This window comes from Streptomyces sp. NBC_00209, assembly GCF_045206345.1.
Classification (GTDB): domain Bacteria; phylum Actinomycetota; class Actinomycetes; order Streptomycetales; family Streptomycetaceae; genus Streptomyces.
Map to the genome: position 1 here is coordinate 4,808,244 of NZ_CP108121.1, position 21,496 is coordinate 4,829,739.

Below are 21,496 nucleotides of genomic sequence, written 5' to 3' on the forward strand. Positions count from 1 at the left end.
CGCTACGTTTGCACCGTGGACAAGAAGAACGCTATGCGCGCCGGCGCCGTCGCCGCCGGAACGACGCTGATGATGCTGCTGATGTCGTCCCCCGCGCTCGCGCTCACCCGAGACGACGGCGACGACCCGGGTACCGGCCTGAGCGTGATCGACACGCTCGGTCTGTTCGTCCTGGCGCCCCTCGTGCTCTTCGGGGTCATCGCGGGCCTGGTCATGGTGCTCGACAAGTCCAAGAAGCAGGTCTGACCCAGCGGCCCGGGGCCCCGCCTCGGCCCAGTCCCGCCCCGGTCCCGCCCCGCACGGCACGGGTGCGCCGCACGGTAGCCACTACCGCGCGGCGCACCCGCATGTCCGGACCCGGGCGCGCCGGTAGGTTGCGCTCATGACCGAGTGGGACGTCAAGAAGCTCCGCATCCTGCGCACCCTGCGCGACCGGGGCACGGTCACCGCGACCGCCGACGCCCTGCTGATGACCCCCTCGGCGGTCTCGCAGCAGCTCTCCAACCTGGCCAAGCAGCTCGGCGTGCCCCTCCTGGAGGCCCAGGGCCGGCGCGTCCGCCTCACCGACGCCGCCCATCTCGTCCTGCGCCACGCCGAGGCGGTCTTCGCCCAACTGGAGCGCGCCGACGCCGAACTGACCGGCTATCTGCGCGGCGAGGCGGGCGAGGTCCGGGTGGCCGCGTTCGCCACCGCCGTGCCCGCCCTCGTCGTCCCGGCCGTGCAGCGGCTGCGCGCCGACCCCCGCCCCGGGCCCGGGATCCGGGTGCGCGAGGCGGAGGCCGCCCAGGCGTACGAACTGCTCGCCGCCGCCGAGGTCGACCTCGCCCTGTCGCTGGCCGCCGACGCCCCGACGGCCCGCGACCCCCGGTTCGCCGTCCTGCCGCTGCTCGCCGACCCGCTCGACGTGGCGCTCCCGGCCGGCCACCGCCTCGCGGACGCGCCCGGGCTGCGCCTCGCCGACCTGTCCGCCGAGCCCTGGATCTACGGCGGCTCGGGCCCCTGGTCGGAGATCACCGTCTCCGCGTGCCGGGCGGCGGGCTTCGTACCCGAGCAGGCGCACAGCGCGTCCGGCTGGACGGCGATCCTCGCCATGGTCGCCGCCGGTCTGGGGGTCGCCCTGGTCCCGCGCATGGCCTCGGCGGAACGGCACGGCCGGGAGGGCGTGGTGATGCGGGTCCTCGACGCGGACCGGCCCCGCCGCCATGTCGTCGCCGCCGTCCGGCGCGGGGGAGAGGACGCACCGGCGGTGGCCCGGGTCCTCGCGGCGCTGCGCGAGGCGGCGGAGCCGTACGGGGACCGCGCGACCGTTCAGCCCAGCTGAACAATTCATGCGGAAACTTTCGATGGACCTACCGGCTTCCGGCGTACGACAGTGCACACATGACCACCGAACAGAATGAGATCCGGAACGACGACCCCCACGCCAACGACGCGGCCCCGTACGGCGGCGGTGACCCCTACGCCGACTACCGCGCCGCCGACCTCCCCTTCACCGACCTCGTGGACCTCGCCGACCGGCGGCTCGGCGCGGGCGTGATCGCCGCCAACGACGAGTTCTTCGCCCAGCGCGAGAACCTGCTCGTCCGGGAGCGCGCGGTCTTCGACCCCGAGCACTTCGGCCACAAGGGCAAGATCATGGACGGCTGGGAGACCCGCCGACGGCGCGGCGCCGACGCCCAGCACCCCTTCCCGGCACCCGACGAGCACGACTGGGCGCTGATCCGGCTCGGCGCCCCCGGCATCATCCGGGGCATCGTCGTGGACACCGCCCACTTCCGGGGCAACTACCCGCAGCGCGTCTCCGTCCAGGCCGCCTGCGTCGAGGGCGCGCCCGGCCCGGAGGAACTGCTCGCCGGCGACGTGAAGTGGGAGGAGATCGTCCCCCCGACACCCGTGCGCGGCCACGCCGCCAACGGCTTCGAGATCACCGGCGGACGCCGCTACACCCACATCCGCCTCTGCCAGCACCCCGACGGCGGCATCGCCCGCCTCCGTGTGCACGGCGAGGTCGTCCCCGACCCGTCCTGGCTGGCCACGCTCTCCACGTTCGACCTGATCTCGGTCCTGAACGGCGGCAGTTACGAGGACGCCTCGGACCGGTTCTACTCCTCGCCGACCCAGATCATCCTGCCCGGCACCTCGCGCAAGATGGACGACGGCTGGGAGAACCGCCGCCGCCGGGTCCGCGACACCCACGACTGGGTCCGCTTCCGGCTGCCCGCCCAGGGCGCGGTCCGCGCGGTCGAGATCGACACCGCCTACCTCAAGGGCAACGCGGCCGGCTGGATCGCCCTGCACGGCAGGGACGGCGAGAGCGGCGAGTGGTTCGAGATCATCCCGCGCACCCGCCTCCGGCCCGACACCCCGCACCGCTTCCCGCTGCCGGACGAGGCCGTCGTCACCCACGTACGACTCGACGCCTTCCCCGACGGCGGCGTCGCCCGGATGCGCCTGCACGGCTCCCTGACCGAGTCCGGCGCGGCGGACCTCACGGCCCGCTACGAGGCGTCGGCCTCGTAACCCCCCGCCCCGCCCGGCGGACGGCTGCGCTTCAGCGCCTGTCCGCCGGGCGGTTTCCAGCTTCTTACGCGGTCGCGGCCGCCGCGTCCGCCGTACGGGCCCGCAGCGCGCGCTCCACGCCCGAGCGGGACTCCGACATCAGCCGGCGCAGACCCGCGCCCGGCTCGGCCGAGGCCAGCCAGGCGTCCGTGGCGTCCAGGGTCTCCTGCGAGACCTGGAGCGCCGGGTACAGGCCGAGCGCGACCTGCTGGGCCATCTCGTGGCTCCGCGAGTCCCAGACGCCCTTCACCGAGGCGAAGAACTTCTCCGTGTACGGGGCCAGCAGCTCGCGCTGGTCCGTCTGCACGAAGCCGGCGATGACCGCCTCCTGGAGCGAGTTCGGCAGCTTGTCGGACTCCACGACCGACGCCCACGCCTCGGCCTTCGCCTCCTCGCTGGGCCGCGCCGCACGGGCGGCGGCCGCGTGGCGCTCGCCCGCAGCCGTCCGGTCCCGCGCGTACTCGGCGTCGATCTCCTCCTCGTCGATCAGCCCGGTGGCGGCGAGCCGCTGGACGAACGCCCAGCGCAGCTCGGCGTCCACGGCCAGGCCCTCGATCGCCTCGGCGCCGTCGAGCAGCGAGCGGAGCAGGTCCAGCTGCTGCGGGGTGCGAGCGGTGGCCGCGAACGCGCGCGCCCAGGCCAGCTGGTGGTCGCTGCCCGGCTCCGCCGCGCGCAGGTGCGCGAGCGTCGCGTCGGTCCACTGCGTCAGGCCCGCCTCGCGCCACTCCGGCGTCGCGTACAGGTCGATCGCCATCTTGACCTGGCGGTGCAGCGACTGCACGACGCCGATGTCCGACTCCTTGCCGATCCCCGACAGGACCAGGGAGAGGTAGTCACGGGTGGCCAGCTCGCCGTCGCGGGTCATGTCCCAGGCGGACGCCCAGCACAGGGCACGCGGCAGCGACTCGGTGAAGTCGCCCAGGTGCTCGATGACGGTCCGCAGCGACTCCTCGTCGAGGCGGACCTTCGCGTACGAGAGGTCGTCGTCGTTGAGCAGGACGACGCCCGGGCGCGCCTTGTCGGCCGGGAACGGCACGGTGGTGCGCCGGCCGTCCACGTCCAGCTCGATCCGGTCCGTACGCACCAGCTTGCCCTCGGCGTCGAGGTCGTAGCAGCCGATCGCGATCCGGTGCGGGCGCAGCGTCGCCTCGCCCTTGGCGCCGGCGGGCAGCGCGGGCGCCTCCTGGAGCACGGTGAACGAGGTGACGCGGCCGTTCTCGTCGGTCTCGATCTCCGGGCGCAGGATGTTGATCCCGGCCGTCTCCAGCCACAGCTTCGACCAGGTCTTCAGGTCGCGGCCGGAGGTCTCCTCCAGCGCGCCCAGCAGGTCGGTCAGGCGCGTGTTGCCGAAGGCGTGCGCCTTGAAGTACGCCTGGACGCCCTTGAAGAACTCGTCCATGCCGACGTACGCCACCAGCTGCTTCAGGACCGAGGCGCCCTTGCCGTACGTGATGCCGTCGAAGTTGACCAGGACGTCGTCCAGGTCGCGGATGTCGGCCATGATCGGGTGGGTCGACGGAAGCTGGTCCTGCCGGTAGGCCCACGTCTTCATGTTGGTGAACGTGGTCCACGCGTGCGGCCACCCCGAGCCCTCGGCGTACGCCAGGCAGGCGATCGAGGTGTACGTGGCGAACGACTCGTTCAGCCAGAGGTCGTTCCACCACTCCATCGTGACGAGGTCGCCGAACCACATGTGGGCCAGCTCGTGCAGGATGGTCTCGGCACGCGTCTCGTACGCCGCGTCCGTCACCTTGGAGCGGAAGACGTACTGGTCGCGGATGGTGACCGCGCCCGCGTTCTCCATCGCGCCCGCGTTGAACTCCGGGACGAAGAGCTGGTCGTACTTGGCGAACGGGTACGCGTAGTCGAACTTCTCCTCGAACCAGTCGAAGCCCAGCCGGGTCACGTCGAAGATCGCGTCCGCGTCCAGGAACTCGGCGAGCGAGGGCCGGCAGTAGATGCCCAGCGGGACGGTCCGGCCGTCCTTCTCGTAACTGCTGTGCACCGAGTGGTACGGGCCGACGATCAGCGCGGTGATGTACGAGGAGATGCGCGGCGTCGGCTCGAACGACCAGATGTCGTCCTTCGGCTCCGGCGTCGGCGAGTTGGAGATCACGGTCCAGCCGGACGGGGCCTTCACGGTGAACCGGAAGGTCGCCTTCAGGTCGGGCTGCTCGAAGCTCGCGAAGACGCGGCGCGCGTCCGGCACCTCGAACTGGGTGTACAGGTACGCCTGTTCGTCAACGGGGTCGACGAAGCGGTGCAGGCCCTCACCGGTGTTGGTGTACGCGCAGTCGGCGACGACCTTCAACTCGTTGACGCCGGCCCGCAGGTGCGGCAGCGCGATGCGCGAGTCGCGGAACACCGCTGCGACGTCCAGCGCGCTGCCGTTCAGCTCGACCTCGTGCACCGCGGGGGCGACCAGGTCGATGAAGGTCTCCGCGCCGGCTTCGGCGGAGTCGAAGCGCACGACGGTGACGGACCGGTAGGTCCCGCCCTCCTGCGCCCCGGAGAGGTCGAGATCGATCTCGTACGCGTCCACGGTCAGCAGGCGCGCCCGCTCCTGTGCCTCTTCGCGGGTCAGATTCGTGCCAGGCACGCGGTCATCTCCTTGCTCTGTGATGTTTCCCGCCATCCTTCCACGCCGACGCCCGCGACGGCCCGGGGGCGCTGCCCCGGATTCGGGAAGGGGCGGGGAGGGGACAGCCCCGCGCGGCGGCACCGCCCCCCACCTCCGGCGTCAGCCGGCGAGCTCCGCCGCGACGAGCTCCGCGATCTGCACCGCGTTCAGCGCCGCGCCCTTGCGCAGGTTGTCGTTGGAGACGAACAGCGCGAGCCCGTTCTCCGCGGTCTCGTCGTTGCGGATGCGGCCCACGAAGGAGGCGTCCTTCCCCGCCGCCTGCAGCGGCGTCGGGATCTCGGACAGCTCGACGCCCGGCGCGTCCTTCAGCAGTTCGTACGCGCGCTCCACGGAGACCGGCCGGGCGAAGCGGGCGTTGACCTGGAGGGAGTGCCCGGAGAAGACCGGGACGCGGACGCACGTGCCGGAGACCTTCAGCTCCGGGATCTCCAGGATCTTGCGGGACTCGTTGCGGAGCTTCTGCTCCTCGTCCGTCTCGAAGGAGCCGTCGTCCACGAGGGACCCGGCCAGCGGCAGCACGTTGAAGGCGATGGGGCGCTTGTAGACACCCGGCTCCGGGAAGTCCACGGCCGAGCCGTCGTGCGTGAGCTTGTCCGCGTCGGCGACGACCTTCGACGCCTGGCCGTGCAGCTCGGCGACCCCGGCGAGACCGGACCCGGAGACCGCCTGGTACGTGGCGACGGTCAGCGCTTCGAGCCCCGCCTCCTCGTGCAGCGGGCGCAGCACGGGCATCGCGGCCATCGTGGTGCAGTTCGGGTTGGCGATGATGCCCTTGGGGCGGTCCGCGATCGCGTGCGGGTTGACCTCGGAGACGACCAGCGGGACCTGGGGGTCCTTGCGCCAGGCGGAGGAGTTGTCGATCACGACGGCGCCCTGCGAGGCGACCTTCTCGGCGAGCGCCTTCGAGGTCGCGCCGCCGGCCGAGAACAGCACGATGTCCAGGCCCGTGTAGTCGGCCGTGGAGGCGTCCTCGACGGTGATCCCGCGTCCCTGCCACTCGATGACGGAGCCCGCCGAGCGCGCGGAGGCGAACAGCCGCAGCTCGTCGGCCGGAAACTTCCGCTCGGCCAGGATGCTGCGCATGACTGTGCCGACCTGACCGGTGGCGCCGACGATTCCGACCTTCACAGGAACTCCCTCAGACGTACGAACGGGCACGGTTGCCGCTCCATGATGTGTCTGTCCACGGCCGCCTTGTCCAATCCATTGTCCGACCTGCGGACGAGTGGCGCGCAGCACAGTGGGGCGGGTGCCCGGTGAGCACCCGCCCCACTGCTGTACGGATCACATGTACGGATCACATGTACGGCACCGTGTGGCTACGGCGTGACCTTCTCGATCACGACGCTGCCGGTGCCCGCCGCGGTGCCCCGGGCGTTCACGAGGGCGACCTCGCCGAAGAACTGCCGCCCCTCGGGAGCCGCACCGGCCACCTTCACCTCGGCGCCGACCTCGGCCGACGCGCCGGCGGCCAGCTTCACGGCCTTCGACTCGTCCACGGAGATCGTGCCGAGCGACGCGGAGTAGTACACGTCGCGGTAGTCGTACTCGGTGGTCCCGGACGGGACGTCGTACCCGTCGATGACGACGGTGTACGTGCCGGCGGCCGGCTTCACCAGGCTGACGGACTCCTCGGAACCGGCCGTGGTGGAGGAGCCCACCTCGGCGCTCCCCTTGTACACGTACAGGTCGAGGTCGGCGTTGGCGTCGCTCGTGCCGCCGATGGCGACGTCCAGCTTCTCGACGCCCGCACCGATGGTGACCTCCTTGGTGTACGAGCCACCGGTGGAGATCGACGGGCGCTCGACGGCGGCCGAGCCCAGCGAGCCGCCCTTGAGCCTGCCCTCCAGGGGACCGGCGTTGTTGGTGACCGTCCAGTCGACCGACGCCGGGGTGCCGATCTTCGCCTCGGCGATGGTCCGCACCGCCGGGTCGAAGGTCGCGCCGAGCAGCGCCACGTCCAGCTTGAACGGGTTGTCCAGCAGCGGCGACGTGCGCCGGGCCTCGACCTCGATCTCCCAGACACCGGGCTGCGGGTCCGGGTAGGAGCGCGCGTCCGGGCGGCAGGTGTTGGCCGGGTTGTCGTAGTTCGGGTAGCAGAACGGCGTCCCGCTGTCCTCCACCGCGACCCCGTACGGGTGGATGGAGATGAAGCGGGTCTGGCTGCCCGAGCGCAGGGCGCTCATCGCGACCTCAAGGGTCTTGGCGCCCTCCGGCACGGTCACGAAGTACGACGTGGTGCCGTTGCGCTGCACCGAGCCGGACGCCTTGAACGCGTAGGACGGCTTCGCCAGCTCCTTGGAGACGACGACCGTCGTCAGGATCTGCTGGTCGGTGCCGGCGGTCTTCCTGTCGTCCAGCTGGAGGATCGCGCTGTGCACGCCCGCGGTCCGCGGCTTCGCCTGGACCTTGACCGTGACCGGCTTGCCGAGCGGCAGCGAGACCTTCTTGGGGCCGACGAGCGAGAAGGTGCCGTCGTCGTACTTCCAGGAGAGCTTGTGCTCGACCTTCTTGTCCGGGCCCGTGGTGCGGGTGACCGTGACGTCGTAGGTCTTCTTCTGGCCGGCCTGGAGGCCGCCCTCGCGGTCGTACAGGCCGGTGCCGAAGCCCGGGGTCTTCAGCGCGAAGTCGATCGCGGTGTCGACGGGGGCCTTGACCGTGTACTCGTGCGCCGGGGCGCCCTGCTTCGCGATCAGCTTCCAGGCGTCCACGATGTTGATCAGACCGGCGCCCTGGGCGTGCGCGGGCACGTCCTTGATCTTGGTGGCGGTGCTGGTCAGCGCGGTGCGCAGGTCGGCCGGGGGCAGCTCGATGTGCTTCTGCTTCGCGGCGGACAGCAGCAGCGCGGTGGCGCCGGCGGCCTGCGGGGAGGCCATCGACGTGCCCTGGAGCATGGAGTAGCCGGCCGGCAGGGAGTAGCCCGCCTCGGCGACCGGCGAACCGGGCAGCCAGGTCTGCGTCGAGTTGATCGACGCGCCGGGCGCCGTCAGGGTCGGCGTGAAGCCGCCGTCCTCACGCGGGCCGCGCGAGGAGAAGGGCAGCATGTCGTACTTCTTGGTGACGTTCGAGCCGTAGTTGGCGGCCCAGGTCTCCTTGGAGATGGACGCGCCGACCGAGATGACGTGGTCGGCGAGGCCGGGGTCACCGATGGTGTTGACGCCGGGGCCGTCGTTGCCGGCCGAGATGACCAGCTGGACGCCGTAGATGTCGACCAGCCGCTTGTACAGCTCGGAGCGGGCGTTGTTGCCGTCGTTCAGCGGGGGCAGGCCGCCGATCGACATGTTGACGACGTCGACGCCGCGGTTCACGACGAGGTCGATCATGCCCTCGGTGAGCGCGATGTTGGTGCAGCCGCCGGACCAGGTGCAGGCGCGCGAGGAGACGATCTTCGCGCCGGGCGCGGCACCGTTCATCCGGCCGCCGAAGAGGCCGTTGGCGGCGGTGATGCCGGCGACGTGCGTCCCGTGCTCGGACTCGATGACCCCGATGGAGACGTAGTCGGAGGTGTCGCCGGCCGCGTCGTAGACGACGTCCTCGCGGTTCTCCACGACGAACGGGATGCGCTCCACGACGTCCGTGCGCGGGTTGTCCTTGCCGAAGTAGGAGACCTGGTGCTTCTCCTTGTACGGCTTCAGGGCGGTGTCGTCGCGGAAGTCGCCGTTGTTGTTCAGGTCGACCCGGGAGGCGCCGCTGACCGGGTCGTAGAGCACGGCCCAGGTGTCGGTGGTGTCGCCGTCGCGGTTCAGGTCGCCCGCCATGTCGCCGCCCTTGGTGGCGGCCTCGGCGAACAGGCTGATCTTGTACGAGCCCTTGGGCGCGTTGTACGTACGCCCCTTGTACGTGAACACCGGACCGGAGACGGCGTCCGTCATCCGCAGCCAGGTGCCGTCGCCGTCGCTCACCGGGTCGGTGGCGGTCACCCAGTCGGTGATCTTGCGCTCACCGGTGGTGGTCTTCTGGAGCGCGGGGTGCGCGATGTCGACACCCGCGTCCAGGACGCCGATGGTGATCCCGCGGCCGTCCGCCTGCGGGTGCTGCTTCACGAAGTCGACCGCGCCCGTCTCGAAGGACGGGTTGTACGGGTTCCTCGCCGGCGTCTTCTTCCCCGGGGCCGGGTAGTCGCCGGTGGACTTCGCCTTGCTCTTGGCGCCGGTCGCCCGGTCGGCCGCGGGCGTCGGGTCGTCCAGCACGATCTCCTGCTTGAGATCGATGCCGTGGACGGAGCTGAGCTTCGACGCCGCCTTGATGGTGGCCTCGGCGGTCGCGGTCGGCACGGTCGCCCGTACGTAGCCCAGCCTGTCGTAGGCGCGTCCCAGCATGGAGCCCTTGACGGCGTCCAGCTGCTTGGTGACCTGCTCGGTCGCGCCGGGGGCGGTCGCGACCATCATCGTGACGTTCTTCTCGCCCTTGGCCTTGGCCTTGGTCAGGACCTCGGCGTCGGCGGTGCCCAGCTTGTCCGCCGGAGCGGTGCCGGCGGCCTTGACGGGGGAGGAGGCCGGATCGTCGGCGGCGAAGACGGGGGCGACACCGGTGGCGGCCAGCGCGGCCACCAGACCGGCGGCGGCCGCCACCCGGGCCGCTCGTCTCGCTCCGGATATGGAACCGGGGGATTCGGAGGTCATCAGCATCCCTGTATGTGAAAGAGAGAGTCCGGAAATCGGTACCGGATGACCGCTCACCCTTTCGTAAATGACAGGGGTTTGTGGAGAGTTGTGGGGGGCTTGTTGAGTACATGGCGGGATCCCGCCACCGGTACGGAAGCGTCAGCAGGGACGAACGGGCTGATACGGGACGCGAATGCAGCCATGCGACGTGAGGGGGCGAGGCGTGCGGTGTGGCGCCCCGGTTCAGCGGGGAAGGATCATCACATACGCCGCCGGCTCCCGGTCCGCCGCGGCCATCAGCGCCGTCCGGACCACGGTCGCCTGCTGCCCGAGCGCGGCCCGCAGCTTCTTCGGCGTGAGGTGCACGACGGTGACGCCGAGACGTTCCAGGTGCTCGCGCCGCGCCGCGTACGCCGACCACTCGGCCTCGTGCCTCTCGTCATGGCGGCTGTGGCGCGGGGCCCTGGTGTCCAGCTCCACGGCGACCGCCTCGTCGGGCCAGTAGGCGTCCACACGGCCCAGGTGCGGGCCGCCGGGCAGCCTCAGGTCCACGTTCCACAGCGGCTCCCGGAGCCCGTGCGCGCGCACCATGGCGTACAGCCGCTCCTCCGCCATCGCCCGGCCCTCGGCGAGCAGCGAGTCGACCGCGCCGACCACCTGGGGCCGGCCGAGCACCTTGGCCCGGTGCAGCTCGCCCACCAGCACGGCCGGTTCGCAGTGGCCGCCGCGCACCGCCTCGGTGAGCAGCCGGCGCACCGTGACCGAGTCCCCGAGCCCGGCCACCGCGTCCGCCAGCGCCCGCGCCACCGGGGCCACCGGCAGCCCGTCCAGCCACTCCGGGCTCGGCGGTTCGGCGGTCCGCAGCAGCCGGGCGTACCCGGCCGAGCGCAGTCGGCGCACCCGGGGCACCAGCACATCGACCCGTTCCACGGAGGCGGCGGGCGGCGCGGCGGCGAAGCCGTACAGCGAGAGCGCGGCGAGCCCGGTGAGCACCGCGTCCCCGTACACGGGGGCCGCGGTCCGCCCGGGGGCCGGCGGGCGGCCCGCGTACAGCAGCGCGGACCGCAGTCGCTCCCGGCCGCTGAGCGGACCGGGGTGCAGGACGAAGACACCGGGCAGCGGCTGCTGCCACGGACCGCCGTCCCGGCACCGCTCCGCGGCCCGCCCGACGGGCACGCCCATCGCCTTCAACTGGGCGGCGGAAACGACGCGTTGCCGCCCATGGAGGGGAGCGGAGCGGCCGGACTGGAGCGGGGTGTTCTGGGTCATGCTCCGGTGTATCCCGCCAACGGGCGTGACCTTAACCCCTGTTACAGGGCCGTCGACATACCCGGACAAGAACACCGTCCTGCATCAGCACCCAGCCCGTCCGGCGTTTGAGGACGGAACCCTCGCCCGGGACCGGGGCAACCGGGCAAGGGCCTTGGGCCGGACGGCCTACGCCACCGAATCCGCCGCCTGCGCCCGCAGCGCACGCGCCAGGTCGTCCCGGGCCTCCAGCACCAGCCGCCGCAGCGCCGGAGCCGCGTCCGCCCGGGCCGCCAGCCACGCGTCGGTCGCCTCCAGCGTCGCCGGGTCGTCCTGGAGGGACGGGAACAGGCCCTTGACCACGGCCATCCCGATCTGGATCGACCGCTCGGCCCAGACCCGCTCGATCGCCTCGAAGTACCGCGTTGCGTACGGCGCCAGCAGCTCCCGCTGGGAGGACTGCGCGAAGCCCGCGATCGTCGCCTCCACCAGCGCGTTGGACAGCGCGTCCGACTCCACGATGTCCGCCCACGCCCGGGCCTTCACCTCGGCGGACGGCCGGGAGGCCAGGCACCGCACGTGGTGCCGCCTGCCGGAGGCCGTGTCGTCCCGGGCCAGCTCCGCGTCGACCGCCGCCTCGTCGGCCGCGCTGTGGGAGACCAGCGGCGACAGGAACGCCCAGCGCAGCTCCTGGTCGACGTCGAGCCCGTCGATCCTGGCGGTGCCGTCGAGCAGCCCGGCCAGCAGCTGGAAGTCGGTGTCCGACGCGGCGACCGACGCGAAGAACCGGGCCCAGGCGAGCTGGTGCTCGCTGCCCGGCTCGGCGAGCCGCAGTTCGCCGAGCGCGCCCTCGGCCAACGCCCGGCCGCCCTCCTCGCGCCACGCGGGAGCCGCGTAGTTCACGAGCGCGCCGCGCGTCCAGGCGTGCAGCATCTGGAGGACACCGATGTCCGTCTCGCGCCCGGCGCAGGTCAGGACCAGCGAGACGAAGTCGCGGACCGGCATCAGCCCGTCGCGGGTGAGGTTCCACAGCGCCGACCAGCACAGCGCCCGGGCCAGCGGGTCCGTGATGTCGCCCAGGTGCGCGCGCAGGGTGGCGAGCGACACCTCGTCGAAGCGGACCTTGCAGTACGTCAGGTCGTCGTCGTTGACGAGGATCAGCTCGGGCCGCTCGGCCCCCGCCAGCTCCCCGATCACGGTGCGCGGACCCGACACGTCCGCCTCGGCGCGTGCGTAACGCACCAGCTCGCCCTCGGGGTTGCGGCGGTAGAGGCCGACGGCGACCCGGTGGGGCCGCAGCTCCGGGTGGGACTCGGCGGCCTCCTGGAGGACGGCGAGCTCGGTGATCCGGCCGGCCGCGTCGTAGGTCGCCATCGGGGTCAGCGAGTTGACGCCCGCGGTCTGGAGCCAGGAACGCGACCAGGCGGTCATGTCACGGCCGGACGTCTCGGACAGCACCGACAGCAGGTCCCCGAGCCGGGTGTTCCCGTACGCGTGCTTCTTGAAATAGCGCCGGGCACCCTCCAGGAACGCGTCCCGTCCCACGTACGCCACGAGCTGCTTGAGGACGGAGGCGCCCTTGGCGTACGTGATGCCGTCGAAGTTCAGCTTGGCGTCCTCCAGGTCACGGATGTCGGCCGTGACCGGGTGGGTGGAGGGCAGCTGGTCGGCGCGGTACGCCCAGGACTTGCGGTTGTTGGCGAAGGTGATCCAGCCGTCCTCGAAGCGGGTCGCGCCGGTCATCGCGAAGACGCCCATGAAGTCCGCGAAGGACTCCTTCAGCCACAGGTCGTCCCACCACCGCATGGTGACGAGGTCCCCGAACCACATGTGCGCCATCTCGTGCAGGATGACGTTGGCCCGGCCCTCGTACGCCGCCTGCGTCACCTTGCCGCGGAAGATGTACTCCTCGCGGAAGGTGACACAGCCCGGGTTCTCCATCGCGCCGAGGTTGTACTCCGGCACGAACGCCTGGTCGTACTTCCCGAACGGGTACGGGTAGTCGAAGTTGTCGTGGAAGAAGTCCAGGCCCTGCTTGGTGATCAGGAAGACGTCGTCGGAGTCGAAGTGCTTGGCGAGCCCCTTGCGGCACATCGCGCCGAGCGGGATCTCCAGCGTCGTGCCGTCCTCGAAGGTCCGGCTGTAGGAGTCGGTGACGTAGTGGTACGGACCGGCGACGACCGCCGTGATGTACGTCGAGATCGGCTCGGTCTCCGCGAACCGCCACACCCCGCCCTCGCGGGACTCCTCCACGCCGTTGCTCCACACCGTCCACTCGGCGGGCGCCGTCACCCGGAAGCGGTAGGGGGCCTTGAGGTCGGGCTGTTCGAAGTTGGCGAAGACGCGGCGGGCGTCCGCCGGCTCGTACTGGGTGTAGAGGTAGACCTCGCCGTCCTCCGGGTCCACGAAGCGGTGCATGCCCTCGCCGGTCCGGCTGTACGCGCACCGCGCGTCGACCACCAGGACGTGTTCGCCCTCCGCCAGGTCCGCCAGCGCGATCCGCGCCCCGTCGAACACGGCCGCCGGGTCCAGCGCGGTGCCGTCCAGCGTCACCGCGTCGACCGAGGGGGCGATCAGGTCCGCGAAGGTCGACGCGCCGCCGCGCGCCGCGCGGAACCGGATCGTCGTCACCGAGCGGAAGGTCAGCGGACCGCCCGCCGTGTCGTCCCCGCCGGGTCCGCCGGTCGCGGAGCGGACGTCGAGTTCGACGTCGTAACCGTCGACGGTCAGCAGCTCGGCCCGCTCACGGGCTTCGTCTCGGGACAGGTTCTCGCCGGGCACGGCACACTCCTTTGTGTCACGTTCGAATAGTTTGATCCTCCCATGCCGTGATCCGGACCGGCGGGCGGGAATGGCCGGAGCGTCGTCCGGTGTTCTCGGGCACAGACTTTCGCACCGACGCGATCCGTCCGTTCGAGGAGAGAGATGTCTGACAACAGCACGGCGACCGGCAGGACCCCCGTCGACTTCTGGTTCGACCCGGTCTGCCCCTGGGCCTGGATGACCTCCCGCTGGATGCTGGAGGTGGAGAAGGTCCGCGACGTCGAGGTCCGCTGGCACGTCATGAGCCTGTCCGTGCTCAACGAGGACCGGCTCGACGACCTGCCCGCCGAGTACCGCGACATGCTGGAGACCAAGGCGTGGGGCCCCGTCCGCGTCGTCGTCGCCGCGCAGCAGCTGCACGGCGAGGAGGTCGTCGGTCCCCTCTACACCGCGCTCGGCACCCGCTTCCACAACCGCGCGGAGGGCCTGACCCGCGAGGCCGTCGAGAACGCCCTCAAGGACGTCGGCCTCCCCGTCGAGCTCGCCGACCACGCGGACTCCGACACCTACGACACCGAGCTGCGCGCCTCCCACAAGGAGGGCATCGAGAAGGTGGGCCAGGAGGTCGGCACCCCGGTCATCGCCGTCCCCGGCGCCGACGGCGAGCAGATCGCCTTCTTCGGCCCGGTCGTCACCCCGGCCCCCAAGGGCGAGGACGCCGCGAAGCTCTGGGACGGCACCCTGATGGTCGCCTCGATCCCCGGCTTCTACGAGATCAAGCGCACCCGCACCCAGGGCCCGGTCTTCGACTGACCGTCCGACGGCGGCGGGGAGCACTCCCCGCCGCCGTCTGTGACGCCACCGTGACGCAATATGTGACCTGGCACACAGCCCGACCCGGGCGCTCTTTGATCTTCTGAGCGGATGCGCCCCGCCCCCGCCCTCCTCCTGTGTGCCGCCCTCGCGAGCACCGCACTGCTCACCGGATGCGGGAAGGAGACCGCCGGGGCCTCCGCCTCGCCCGGCGCGACCTGCGCCTCCCTCGCGCCGCTCCCCGACCCCGCCGGGCGGACCTGGGACAACGTCCGGGTGATCAGCGGCAAGTGCGGTCCCTCCGGCGCCCCGTCCACCGGGTTCGAGGTCACCAACACGGACAAGGAACCGCTCACCTTCACCCTCACGTTCACCCTGGTCAACGGGTTGGGCGAGGCCATGGACAACATCACCCGCACCGTGGAGGCGGTGAAGCCCGGCCAGACCGTGCGGCGGCCCCTGGACGCGGCGGACGGACCGGGCTCGGCCCGCTCGTACCGGGCCCGGATCATGAAGGTGCGGGCCGTCCCGGCGGACGGGGCGGGCGGCGACTGTCCCTCCTCAGGGGTCCGCATCACCAACGACCGGGGCGACGCCGCGATGGGGCTGCGCGTCGTGGGCATCCTCCTGGAGAACTGCGGGGCCGCCGACTACCGCCTCAACGGCTACCCGGCGCTCCGGCTCCTCGGCGAGGACCGCGAGCCGGTCAGCGGGGTCAAGATCCTGCGCGGCACCACCGCGATCTCCACCGGCATCGGCGGCGACGCCGAACCCCGCCCCGTCACGCTGCGCCCAGGCGAGAGCGCGCGCGCCACCCTCGCCTGGCGCAACACCACCACGGAAGGCGACCCGGTGAACGCCCCCTACACCGAGGTCACCGCGAAGCCCGGCGCCGCGCCCGTGACGGTCACCCCGGAGCTGGACCTCGGCACCACGGGCCGGCTCGGCGTCGGCCCCTGGACGAAGACCCCGGCGGCGGCGCGGACCGGTGAACTTCCCGGTCAGGAGTAGAAGTCGCGCGGCCAGCGGTGCTTGGCCAGGACCGCCAGCTGCTCGGCGGTGAGCGGCTGCCCGTCGCTGAGCGCGGTGTTGCGCTCCACGTTCCGGACGCTGCGCATCCCCGGGATCACCGTCGAGACCGCCGGGTGGCTCAGGACGAACCGCAGCGCGTGCTCCGCGATCGCGTCCGGCTCGATGCCCAGGTCCGCCACGATCGCCGCGACGCGCCGCTCGACCCGGGCCGGGCGGTCGCCCTGGAAGTAGCGGTTGCGGAAGTCGCCCTCGGGGAACGTCGTGTCCGCGGTGATCCGGCCGGTCAGCCCGCCCTCGTCCAGCGCGACCCGGACGATCACCCCGACCCCGTGCTCCGCGCAGGCCGGCAGCAGTTCCTCGGCGGGGGCCTGGTCGAACACGTTGTAGATGACCTGCACGCTGTCCACGGCCCCGCTGCGCACGAGCGCGACCGCGCTCTCCGGGGAGTGGTCGTTGACGGAGACCCCGAACAGGCGGATCTTGCCCTCCTGCTTCAGTGCCGTGACGGTCTCCAGCCAGTCCCCGCGCCCCAGCCACTCGTCGTTCCAGACGTGGAACTGGAGCACGTCGAAATGGTCGAGCCCGGACGCGGCGAGGCTGGTCTCCAGGCTGCTGCGGATGTGAGCGCCGGGGAACGTGTCCGCCGGGTCCAGTCCGTCCGCCGCCGGCCACTCCCCGTTCTTCGGCGGCACCTTGGTCGCGACCAGCACCTCGTCACCGGTCCGTTCGCGGACCATCTGCCCGACGATGCGCTCGCTCTCGCCGTAGCCGCGCGCGGTGTCGATGAGGTTCACCCCGAGGTCGACGGCCCGGTGCAGGGCGCGCAGCGACTCGTCCCGCGTCGCCCCCACCCAACTGGACTCGCCGATGCCCCAGGCCCCGTAGCCCACCTCGGACACCGAAAGTCCGCTGCGTCCCAGCTCGCGGTAGCGCACAGTCATCCTCCACGTCGTCGTCCCGTTCCGGGCAAATCAGCACGACGATAAGGGAGTCGCCCGGCCGGGGCAGCTGGTTTTACGGGGTGCTCAGCCGCCCGCCGGGCTGTGGACGGAGACCGGGTCGCCGACCCGTACCACGCCCTCGCGGACCACCGCGTTCTTCGCGCCGAAGCTGAGCTTGTTGCCGAACTCCGGCTCCCTGCGGTACGTGGCCAGGGTGCGGACCGGCTCCGGGCCGGCGCGGCGCCCGGTCCGCTGGTCGACGAGCGGGACGTTGCAGCGGATCGCCTTGACAGAGTGGGCGAGTTCGGCGGTGCCCAGGGTCATCCGCGCCACCCGGTCCTCGAAGTGCGGCTCGTCGTCACCGGTCAGCACGATGTTGGCCCGGAAGCGGTCCATGGGCACGGGCGAGGCGTCGTTCCGGGCCGCGATGCGGGCGTTGAGACCGGCCAGCGAGGCGGTCGAGGTGACCAGGACCGCGTGCGCGTCGGCGAAGTTGAGCTTGCCGGGGGTCTCGCCCCAGCCGTCGCGGTCGAAGCCGGGGCGCACCCGGACCAGCCGGGACGCGGCCCCCAGCGCGTCGGAGAACCACTGCGCGGCCTCGTCCCCCTGGTCGACGGCCTCCCCGAGGTCCCGGCCGAACATGCTGACCTCGCGGCGCGGGCCGTCCGGCGCCACCTCCAGGCGCAGCGGCCCGACGGCCTCGGCGGACAGGCCGAGGGCCGTCCCGGCGTCGAGGACGCGGACCTCGATCGCCGCCATCGCGGGGTGGGTGCGCTGGCTGCGGAACGCGCCGTCGGCCGCGTCGACCACCATGAACGTACGGTCGTGTTCCAGGCCGGTGGTGGTGACCCGCGCGGAGTCGGTCCGGGTCCCGGCGCAGCCCTTGACCGGGTAGTACACCAGCTCGTGGACGGTGATCGTCATGATGTGCTCCTCATGCCGGACATCATCGCAGCCGGGGCCGGACCACAGAGAGGCCCCCACCTGTCACGTCCAGGCGGGGGCCTCCCCTTCATCCGCCTGCCAGGTGAAGGGTGAGAAGACGATCACGAGGCAGGACGTCCGGTAGACCCCGGCCGGGGCCCTCACTCAGGGCGCGAGCAGCAGCACGTCCGCGCGCTCCTTGGCGGCGGCGTAGCGCCTGGCCACGTCCTGCCAGTTGACGACGGCCCACATCGCCTCGATGAAGTCGACCTTCTGGTTCTTGTACTGGAGGTAGAAGGCGTGCTCCCAGGCGTCGAAGACCAGGACCGGGACGGAGCCCTGGCCCACGTTGCCCTGGTGGTCGTAGACCTGCTCCACGATCAGCTTGCCGCTGACCGGCTCGTACGCGAGGACGCCCCAGCCGGAGCCCTGCGTGGTGGCCGCGGCCTTCGTCAGCTGGGACTTGAAGCCGGCGAAGGAGCCGAAGGACTCGGTGATCGCGTCCGCGAGGTCGCCGACCCCGTCCGCGGCCAGCGGCTCGCCGCCGCCGTCACCGGTCATGTTGTGCCAGTAGATCGAGTGCAGGATGTGGCCGGACAGGTGGAAGGCGAGGTTCTTCTGGAGGCCGTTGATCGCTCCCCACGCCTCCTTGTCCCGCGCCTCCTCCAGCTGTTCCAGGGTGTCGTTGGCGCCCTTCACGTACGCGGCGTGGTGCTTGTCGTGGTGGAGCTCGACGATCTGCGGATTGATGACCGGTTCGAGCGCGGCGTAGTCGTACGGGAGTTCCGGGAGCGTGTACGTGGCCATTGGTTTCGAACCCTCCAACTGCTGACAAGTTGTTATTGCAACCTCTATGCAACAGCAGGCTAACAGCAGCAACGCGAAACACCGGGTCAGCCCTTCGGCTTAGGACCCGGTGTTTCGTACGGTTTTGCGGGGTTACGGCTCAGACTCCGGCGCGCCTGCGCTGGCGTACGGCCCCGATGGCGGCCAGGGCCACCGTCAGCGCACCCGACGCCAGGAGCTGGTCGCGGGTCGAGGGCTGGCGGAGCATCAGCACGAAGATGCCGGCCATGGCGAGCAGCGCCACCACCGTCAGCCCCGGGAACAGCCACATCCGCACCACCAGCTTCTCGGGCGCCTCGCGCTCCAGGCGGGCCCGCAGGATCAGCTGGGAGACGGCGATGAAGATCCAGACGACCAGGATCACCGCGCCGGTCATGTTCAGCAGCCAGGGGAAGACGTCGTCCGGCCGCCAGTAGCTCAGCAGCACGCACAGGAAGCCGAAGACGGACGAGACCAGGACCGCCGTGCGCGGCACCCCGCCGGAGACCCGGCCCAGCCGCTTCGGGCCCTGGCCGCGCGCCACCAGCGAGCAGGCCATGCGCGAGGCGCCGTAGATGTTGGCGTTCATCGCGGAGAGCAGGGCGACCAGGATGACGACGTTCATGATCTGCGCCGCCTGCCCGATGCCGAGGTGGTCCAGCGCCGCGTAGAACGGCCCCACCTCGACCACCTTCGGGTCGTCCCAGGGCACCAGCGTGACGACGACCGCCATCGAGCCCACGTAGAACAGCGCGATCCGCCACATCGCCGTCCGCACGGCCTTCGCGACGCCGCGCACCGGGTTCTCGGACTCCGCGGCGGCGATGGTGACCGTCTCCAGACCGCCGTACGCGAAGACGGAGGCGAGCAGTCCGATGACCAGGCCGTCCGGGCCGTTCGGCAGGAAGCCGCCCTCGCCGCTGAGGTTGGCGCTGCCCGGCGCGTCGGTCCCCGGCAGCACGCCCAGGACCGCCAGCACGCCGAGGACCAGGAACAGCGTGATCGCGGTGACCTTGAGCGCGGCGAACCAGAACTCGAACTCGCCGAACTTCGTCACCGAGGCCAGGTTGGTGCCCAGGAACACCACCATGAACAGCGCCACCCAGGCCCACTCCGGGGTCCCCGGAAGCCAGCCCGTCACGATCTTGGCGGCGCCGATCCCCTCCAGGCCGACGGCTGTGCAGAGCAGCACCCAGAACGCCCAGCCCGCCGTGAACCCGGCCCATGGCCCGATCGCCCGCTCGGCGTGCACCGAGAACGAGCCGGAGGCCGGATGGGCCGCCGACATCTCGCCGAGCATCCGCATCACGAGCATCACCAGCACCCCCGAGACGGCGTACGCGATGACGATCGAGGGGCCCGCGGCGGCGATGCCCGCGCCGGAGCCGACGAAGAGCCCGGCGCCGATGACACCGCCCAGGGCGATCATCGAGAGGTGGCGCTGCTTCAGCCCGTGCGACAGGGGCGGTTCGGGGCCGGTGTCCGGCGCGGTGGCCGGGGAGTCGGTGGGGGAGGGCGCGGAGGTCCGGGACATGGACGAGCTCTGTTCGGTCGGTGAGACGGGGGACGTCCGCCCAGTCTGGACACGCGATCCGCTCGCCGGTAACCGCCGTCCGCTATACGGTCACCGGGTCCACACCGGGCGCGCACGCGGCGGCGGACGGTGGGCCACCGTCACGTACCGCGCTTTTAGAGGGAGTTCACAGTCCCGCTTCCGCGCGCCTTCCCGGACCGCCCCGGACGCATCCCCGCTCACCTCCGTGACAAGCATCACGCTCCGGGATGATTGCGCCGCCCTCCTTGTGCGAACCCCACCAACGCCCCGAGCACCGCTTTGTGGGCCGCTGACGGTGATCGGGCACGGCCCGGTCGGATAGCGTCACGGTCAGTCCCTCGCCACCCTCACCCCCGCGGAGTCCCCGATGAGCACTGCTGCCGCCCCCGCCCGCACCGGAGCGGTCCTCGCCGACCTGCTGCCCGCCGCCCGGCACCGCTACGCCGTGGACACCGCCCTGGTGCTCGGCGGCGCCGCGCTCACCGGCATAGCCGCCCAGATCGCCGTGCCCGTCCCGGGCTCCCCGGTCCCGGTCACCGGCCAGACCTTCGCCGCGCTCCTCGTCGGCACCGCGCTGGGCGCCCGCCGCGGCTTCCTCTCCCTCGCCGTGTACGCCCTCATCGGCATGGCCGGCATGCCGTGGTTCGCGGACGGCACCTCCGGCGCGGGCGGCGCCTCCTTCGGCTACGTCCTCGGCATGCTCCTGGCCGCCACCGTCGTCGGCGGCCTGGCCCGGCGCGGCGGCGACCGCTCGGTGCCGCGCACGGCCGGGACGATGGTCCTCGGCTCGGCGATCATCTACGCGGTCGGCGTGCCGTACCTGGCCCTGTCCACCGGCATGTCGGCGAGCGCCGCGATCGCCGCGGGCCTGACGCCGTTCCTGCTCGGCGACGCGCTGAAGGCGGCGCTGGCCATGGGCGCGCTGCCCGCCTCCTGGAAGCTCCTGGGCCGCCGGGGCTGACCCCGCGACACCTCTTGAGGAGGCCCGCCGACCGCACCGCGGACCGGCGGGCCTCCGCGCGTGTGCCCGGCACCGGACAGGCCCTGGTCCGCGCCCCCGCCCCGCACATGCCACACTCCTCCCATGCGCGTGTACCTCGGATCCGACCATGCCGGTTACGAACTCAAGAACCACCTCGTCGAGTGGCTCAAGGCCCAGGGCCACGAGGCCGTCGACTGCGGTCCCCACATCTACGACGCCCAGGACGACTACCCGCCGTTCTGCCTCCGCGCCGCCGAGAAGACGGCCGCCGACCCGGACAGCCTCGGCATCGTGATCGGCGGCTCCGGCAACGGCGAGCAGATCGCCGCCAACAAGGTCAAGGGCGTCCGCGCCGCACTCGCCTGGAGCGAGCAGACCGCCGCGCTCGGCCGCGAGCACAACGACGCCAACGTGATCTCCATCGGCGGCCGGATGCACACGGTCGAGGAGTCCACCAAGTTCGTGGAGATCTTCCTCTCCACCCCGTACTCCGGCGAGGAGCGGCACACCCGCCGCATCGACATGCTCACCGCGTACGAGAACACCGGCGAGCTCCCCCCGATCCCGGCCCACCACCCGCAGCAGGGCTGACCAGCGGGGCCTGTGTCG

16 protein-coding genes are annotated in these 21,496 nt (G+C 71.7%); 7 read left to right on the forward strand and 9 right to left on the reverse strand.

Annotated elements, in window-relative coordinates; translation table 11 throughout:
• Positions 1-15: 15 nt before the first annotated feature.
• The 3 genes from OG867_RS21865 (at position 16) to alc (ending at position 2,520) form a co-directional block, all read left to right on the forward strand.
• Positions 16-246 carry a hypothetical protein gene (locus tag OG867_RS21865; RefSeq protein ID WP_026171913.1) on the forward strand — a complete coding sequence of 77 codons (231 nt, stop codon included), beginning with the start codon at positions 16-18 and terminating at the stop codon, positions 244-246.
• 136 nt (positions 247-382) lie between these two features.
• Positions 383-1,321 (forward strand): LysR substrate-binding domain-containing protein, encoded by a 939-nt coding sequence (locus tag OG867_RS21870; protein WP_328900188.1) that lies wholly within the window; start codon positions 383-385, stop codon positions 1,319-1,321.
• A gap of 59 nt (positions 1,322-1,380) precedes the next feature.
• Complete coding sequence (gene alc / locus OG867_RS21875; protein ID WP_328900187.1) at positions 1,381-2,520, forward strand: allantoicase; 1,140 nt, start codon at positions 1,381-1,383, stop codon at positions 2,518-2,520.
• Positions 2,521-2,584: 64 nt separating this feature from the next.
• Here the strand turns inward: alc and pepN (OG867_RS21880) are convergent, their stop codons facing one another.
• From pepN (OG867_RS21880) to pepN (OG867_RS21900), 5 genes are all read right to left on the reverse strand, one after another.
• Positions 2,585-5,158: an aminopeptidase N gene (pepN, locus tag OG867_RS21880; RefSeq protein WP_406287733.1), complete on the reverse strand. Its 2,574-nt coding sequence runs from the start codon at positions 5,156-5,158 to the stop codon at positions 2,585-2,587.
• A gap of 141 nt (positions 5,159-5,299) precedes the next feature.
• Positions 5,300-6,328 carry an aspartate-semialdehyde dehydrogenase gene (locus OG867_RS21885; protein WP_406287735.1) on the reverse strand — a complete coding sequence of 343 codons (1,029 nt, stop codon included), beginning with the start codon at positions 6,326-6,328 and terminating at the stop codon, positions 5,300-5,302.
• Positions 6,329-6,519: 191 nt separating this feature from the next.
• Positions 6,520-9,828, reverse strand: a complete 3,309-nt coding sequence (locus OG867_RS21890; RefSeq protein WP_406287737.1) for a S8 family serine peptidase — start codon at positions 9,826-9,828, stop codon at positions 6,520-6,522.
• A gap of 219 nt (positions 9,829-10,047) precedes the next feature.
• Complete coding sequence (locus OG867_RS21895; RefSeq protein WP_406287739.1) at positions 10,048-11,073, reverse strand: hypothetical protein; 1,026 nt, start codon at positions 11,071-11,073, stop codon at positions 10,048-10,050.
• Positions 11,074-11,241: 168 nt separating this feature from the next.
• Positions 11,242-13,833: an aminopeptidase N gene (gene pepN, locus OG867_RS21900; protein ID WP_406287741.1), complete on the reverse strand. Its 2,592-nt coding sequence runs from the start codon at positions 13,831-13,833 to the stop codon at positions 11,242-11,244.
• A gap of 144 nt (positions 13,834-13,977) precedes the next feature.
• Between pepN (OG867_RS21900) and OG867_RS21905 the strand changes: the two genes are divergently transcribed.
• Together OG867_RS21905 and OG867_RS21910 are read left to right on the forward strand one after the other, a co-directional pair.
• Positions 13,978-14,628: a DsbA family protein gene (locus tag OG867_RS21905; protein WP_328900181.1), complete on the forward strand. Its 651-nt coding sequence runs from the start codon at positions 13,978-13,980 to the stop codon at positions 14,626-14,628.
• A 111-nt stretch (positions 14,629-14,739) separates the two neighbouring features.
• Positions 14,740-15,639: a DUF4232 domain-containing protein gene (locus OG867_RS21910; RefSeq protein ID WP_406287743.1), complete on the forward strand. Its 900-nt coding sequence runs from the start codon at positions 14,740-14,742 to the stop codon at positions 15,637-15,639.
• Here OG867_RS21910 and OG867_RS21915 read toward each other — a convergent pair.
• The 4 genes from OG867_RS21915 to OG867_RS21930 all read right to left on the reverse strand — a co-directional run bounded on the left by OG867_RS21915 (position 15,630) and on the right by OG867_RS21930 (position 19,884).
• Entirely contained in the window at positions 15,630-16,595 is a 966-nt protein-coding gene (locus OG867_RS21915) for an aldo/keto reductase (protein ID WP_406291108.1), read from the reverse strand. The genes OG867_RS21910 and OG867_RS21915 overlap by 10 nt on opposite strands.
• Positions 16,596-16,685: 90 nt before the next feature.
• Positions 16,686-17,525, reverse strand: a complete 840-nt coding sequence (locus tag OG867_RS21920; protein WP_406287745.1) for an MOSC domain-containing protein — start codon at positions 17,523-17,525, stop codon at positions 16,686-16,688.
• A gap of 165 nt (positions 17,526-17,690) precedes the next feature.
• Complete coding sequence (locus tag OG867_RS21925; protein WP_328900178.1) at positions 17,691-18,332, reverse strand: superoxide dismutase; 642 nt, start codon at positions 18,330-18,332, stop codon at positions 17,691-17,693.
• A gap of 139 nt (positions 18,333-18,471) precedes the next feature.
• On the reverse strand, positions 18,472-19,884 hold the full coding sequence (locus OG867_RS21930) for an amino acid permease (RefSeq protein WP_328900177.1): 1,413 nt from the start codon (positions 19,882-19,884) through the stop codon (positions 18,472-18,474).
• 388 nt (positions 19,885-20,272) lie between these two features.
• Here OG867_RS21930 and OG867_RS21935 point away from each other — a divergent pair, with 388 nt between their 5' ends.
• Positions 20,273-20,866, forward strand: a complete 594-nt coding sequence (locus OG867_RS21935; protein ID WP_406287748.1) for a biotin transporter BioY — start codon at positions 20,273-20,275, stop codon at positions 20,864-20,866.
• 123 nt (positions 20,867-20,989) lie between these two features.
• Positions 20,990-21,478 carry a ribose-5-phosphate isomerase gene (locus OG867_RS21940; RefSeq protein WP_018103175.1) on the forward strand — a complete coding sequence of 163 codons (489 nt, stop codon included), beginning with the start codon at positions 20,990-20,992 and terminating at the stop codon, positions 21,476-21,478.
• The last annotated feature ends 18 nt before the right edge of the window (positions 21,479-21,496 follow it).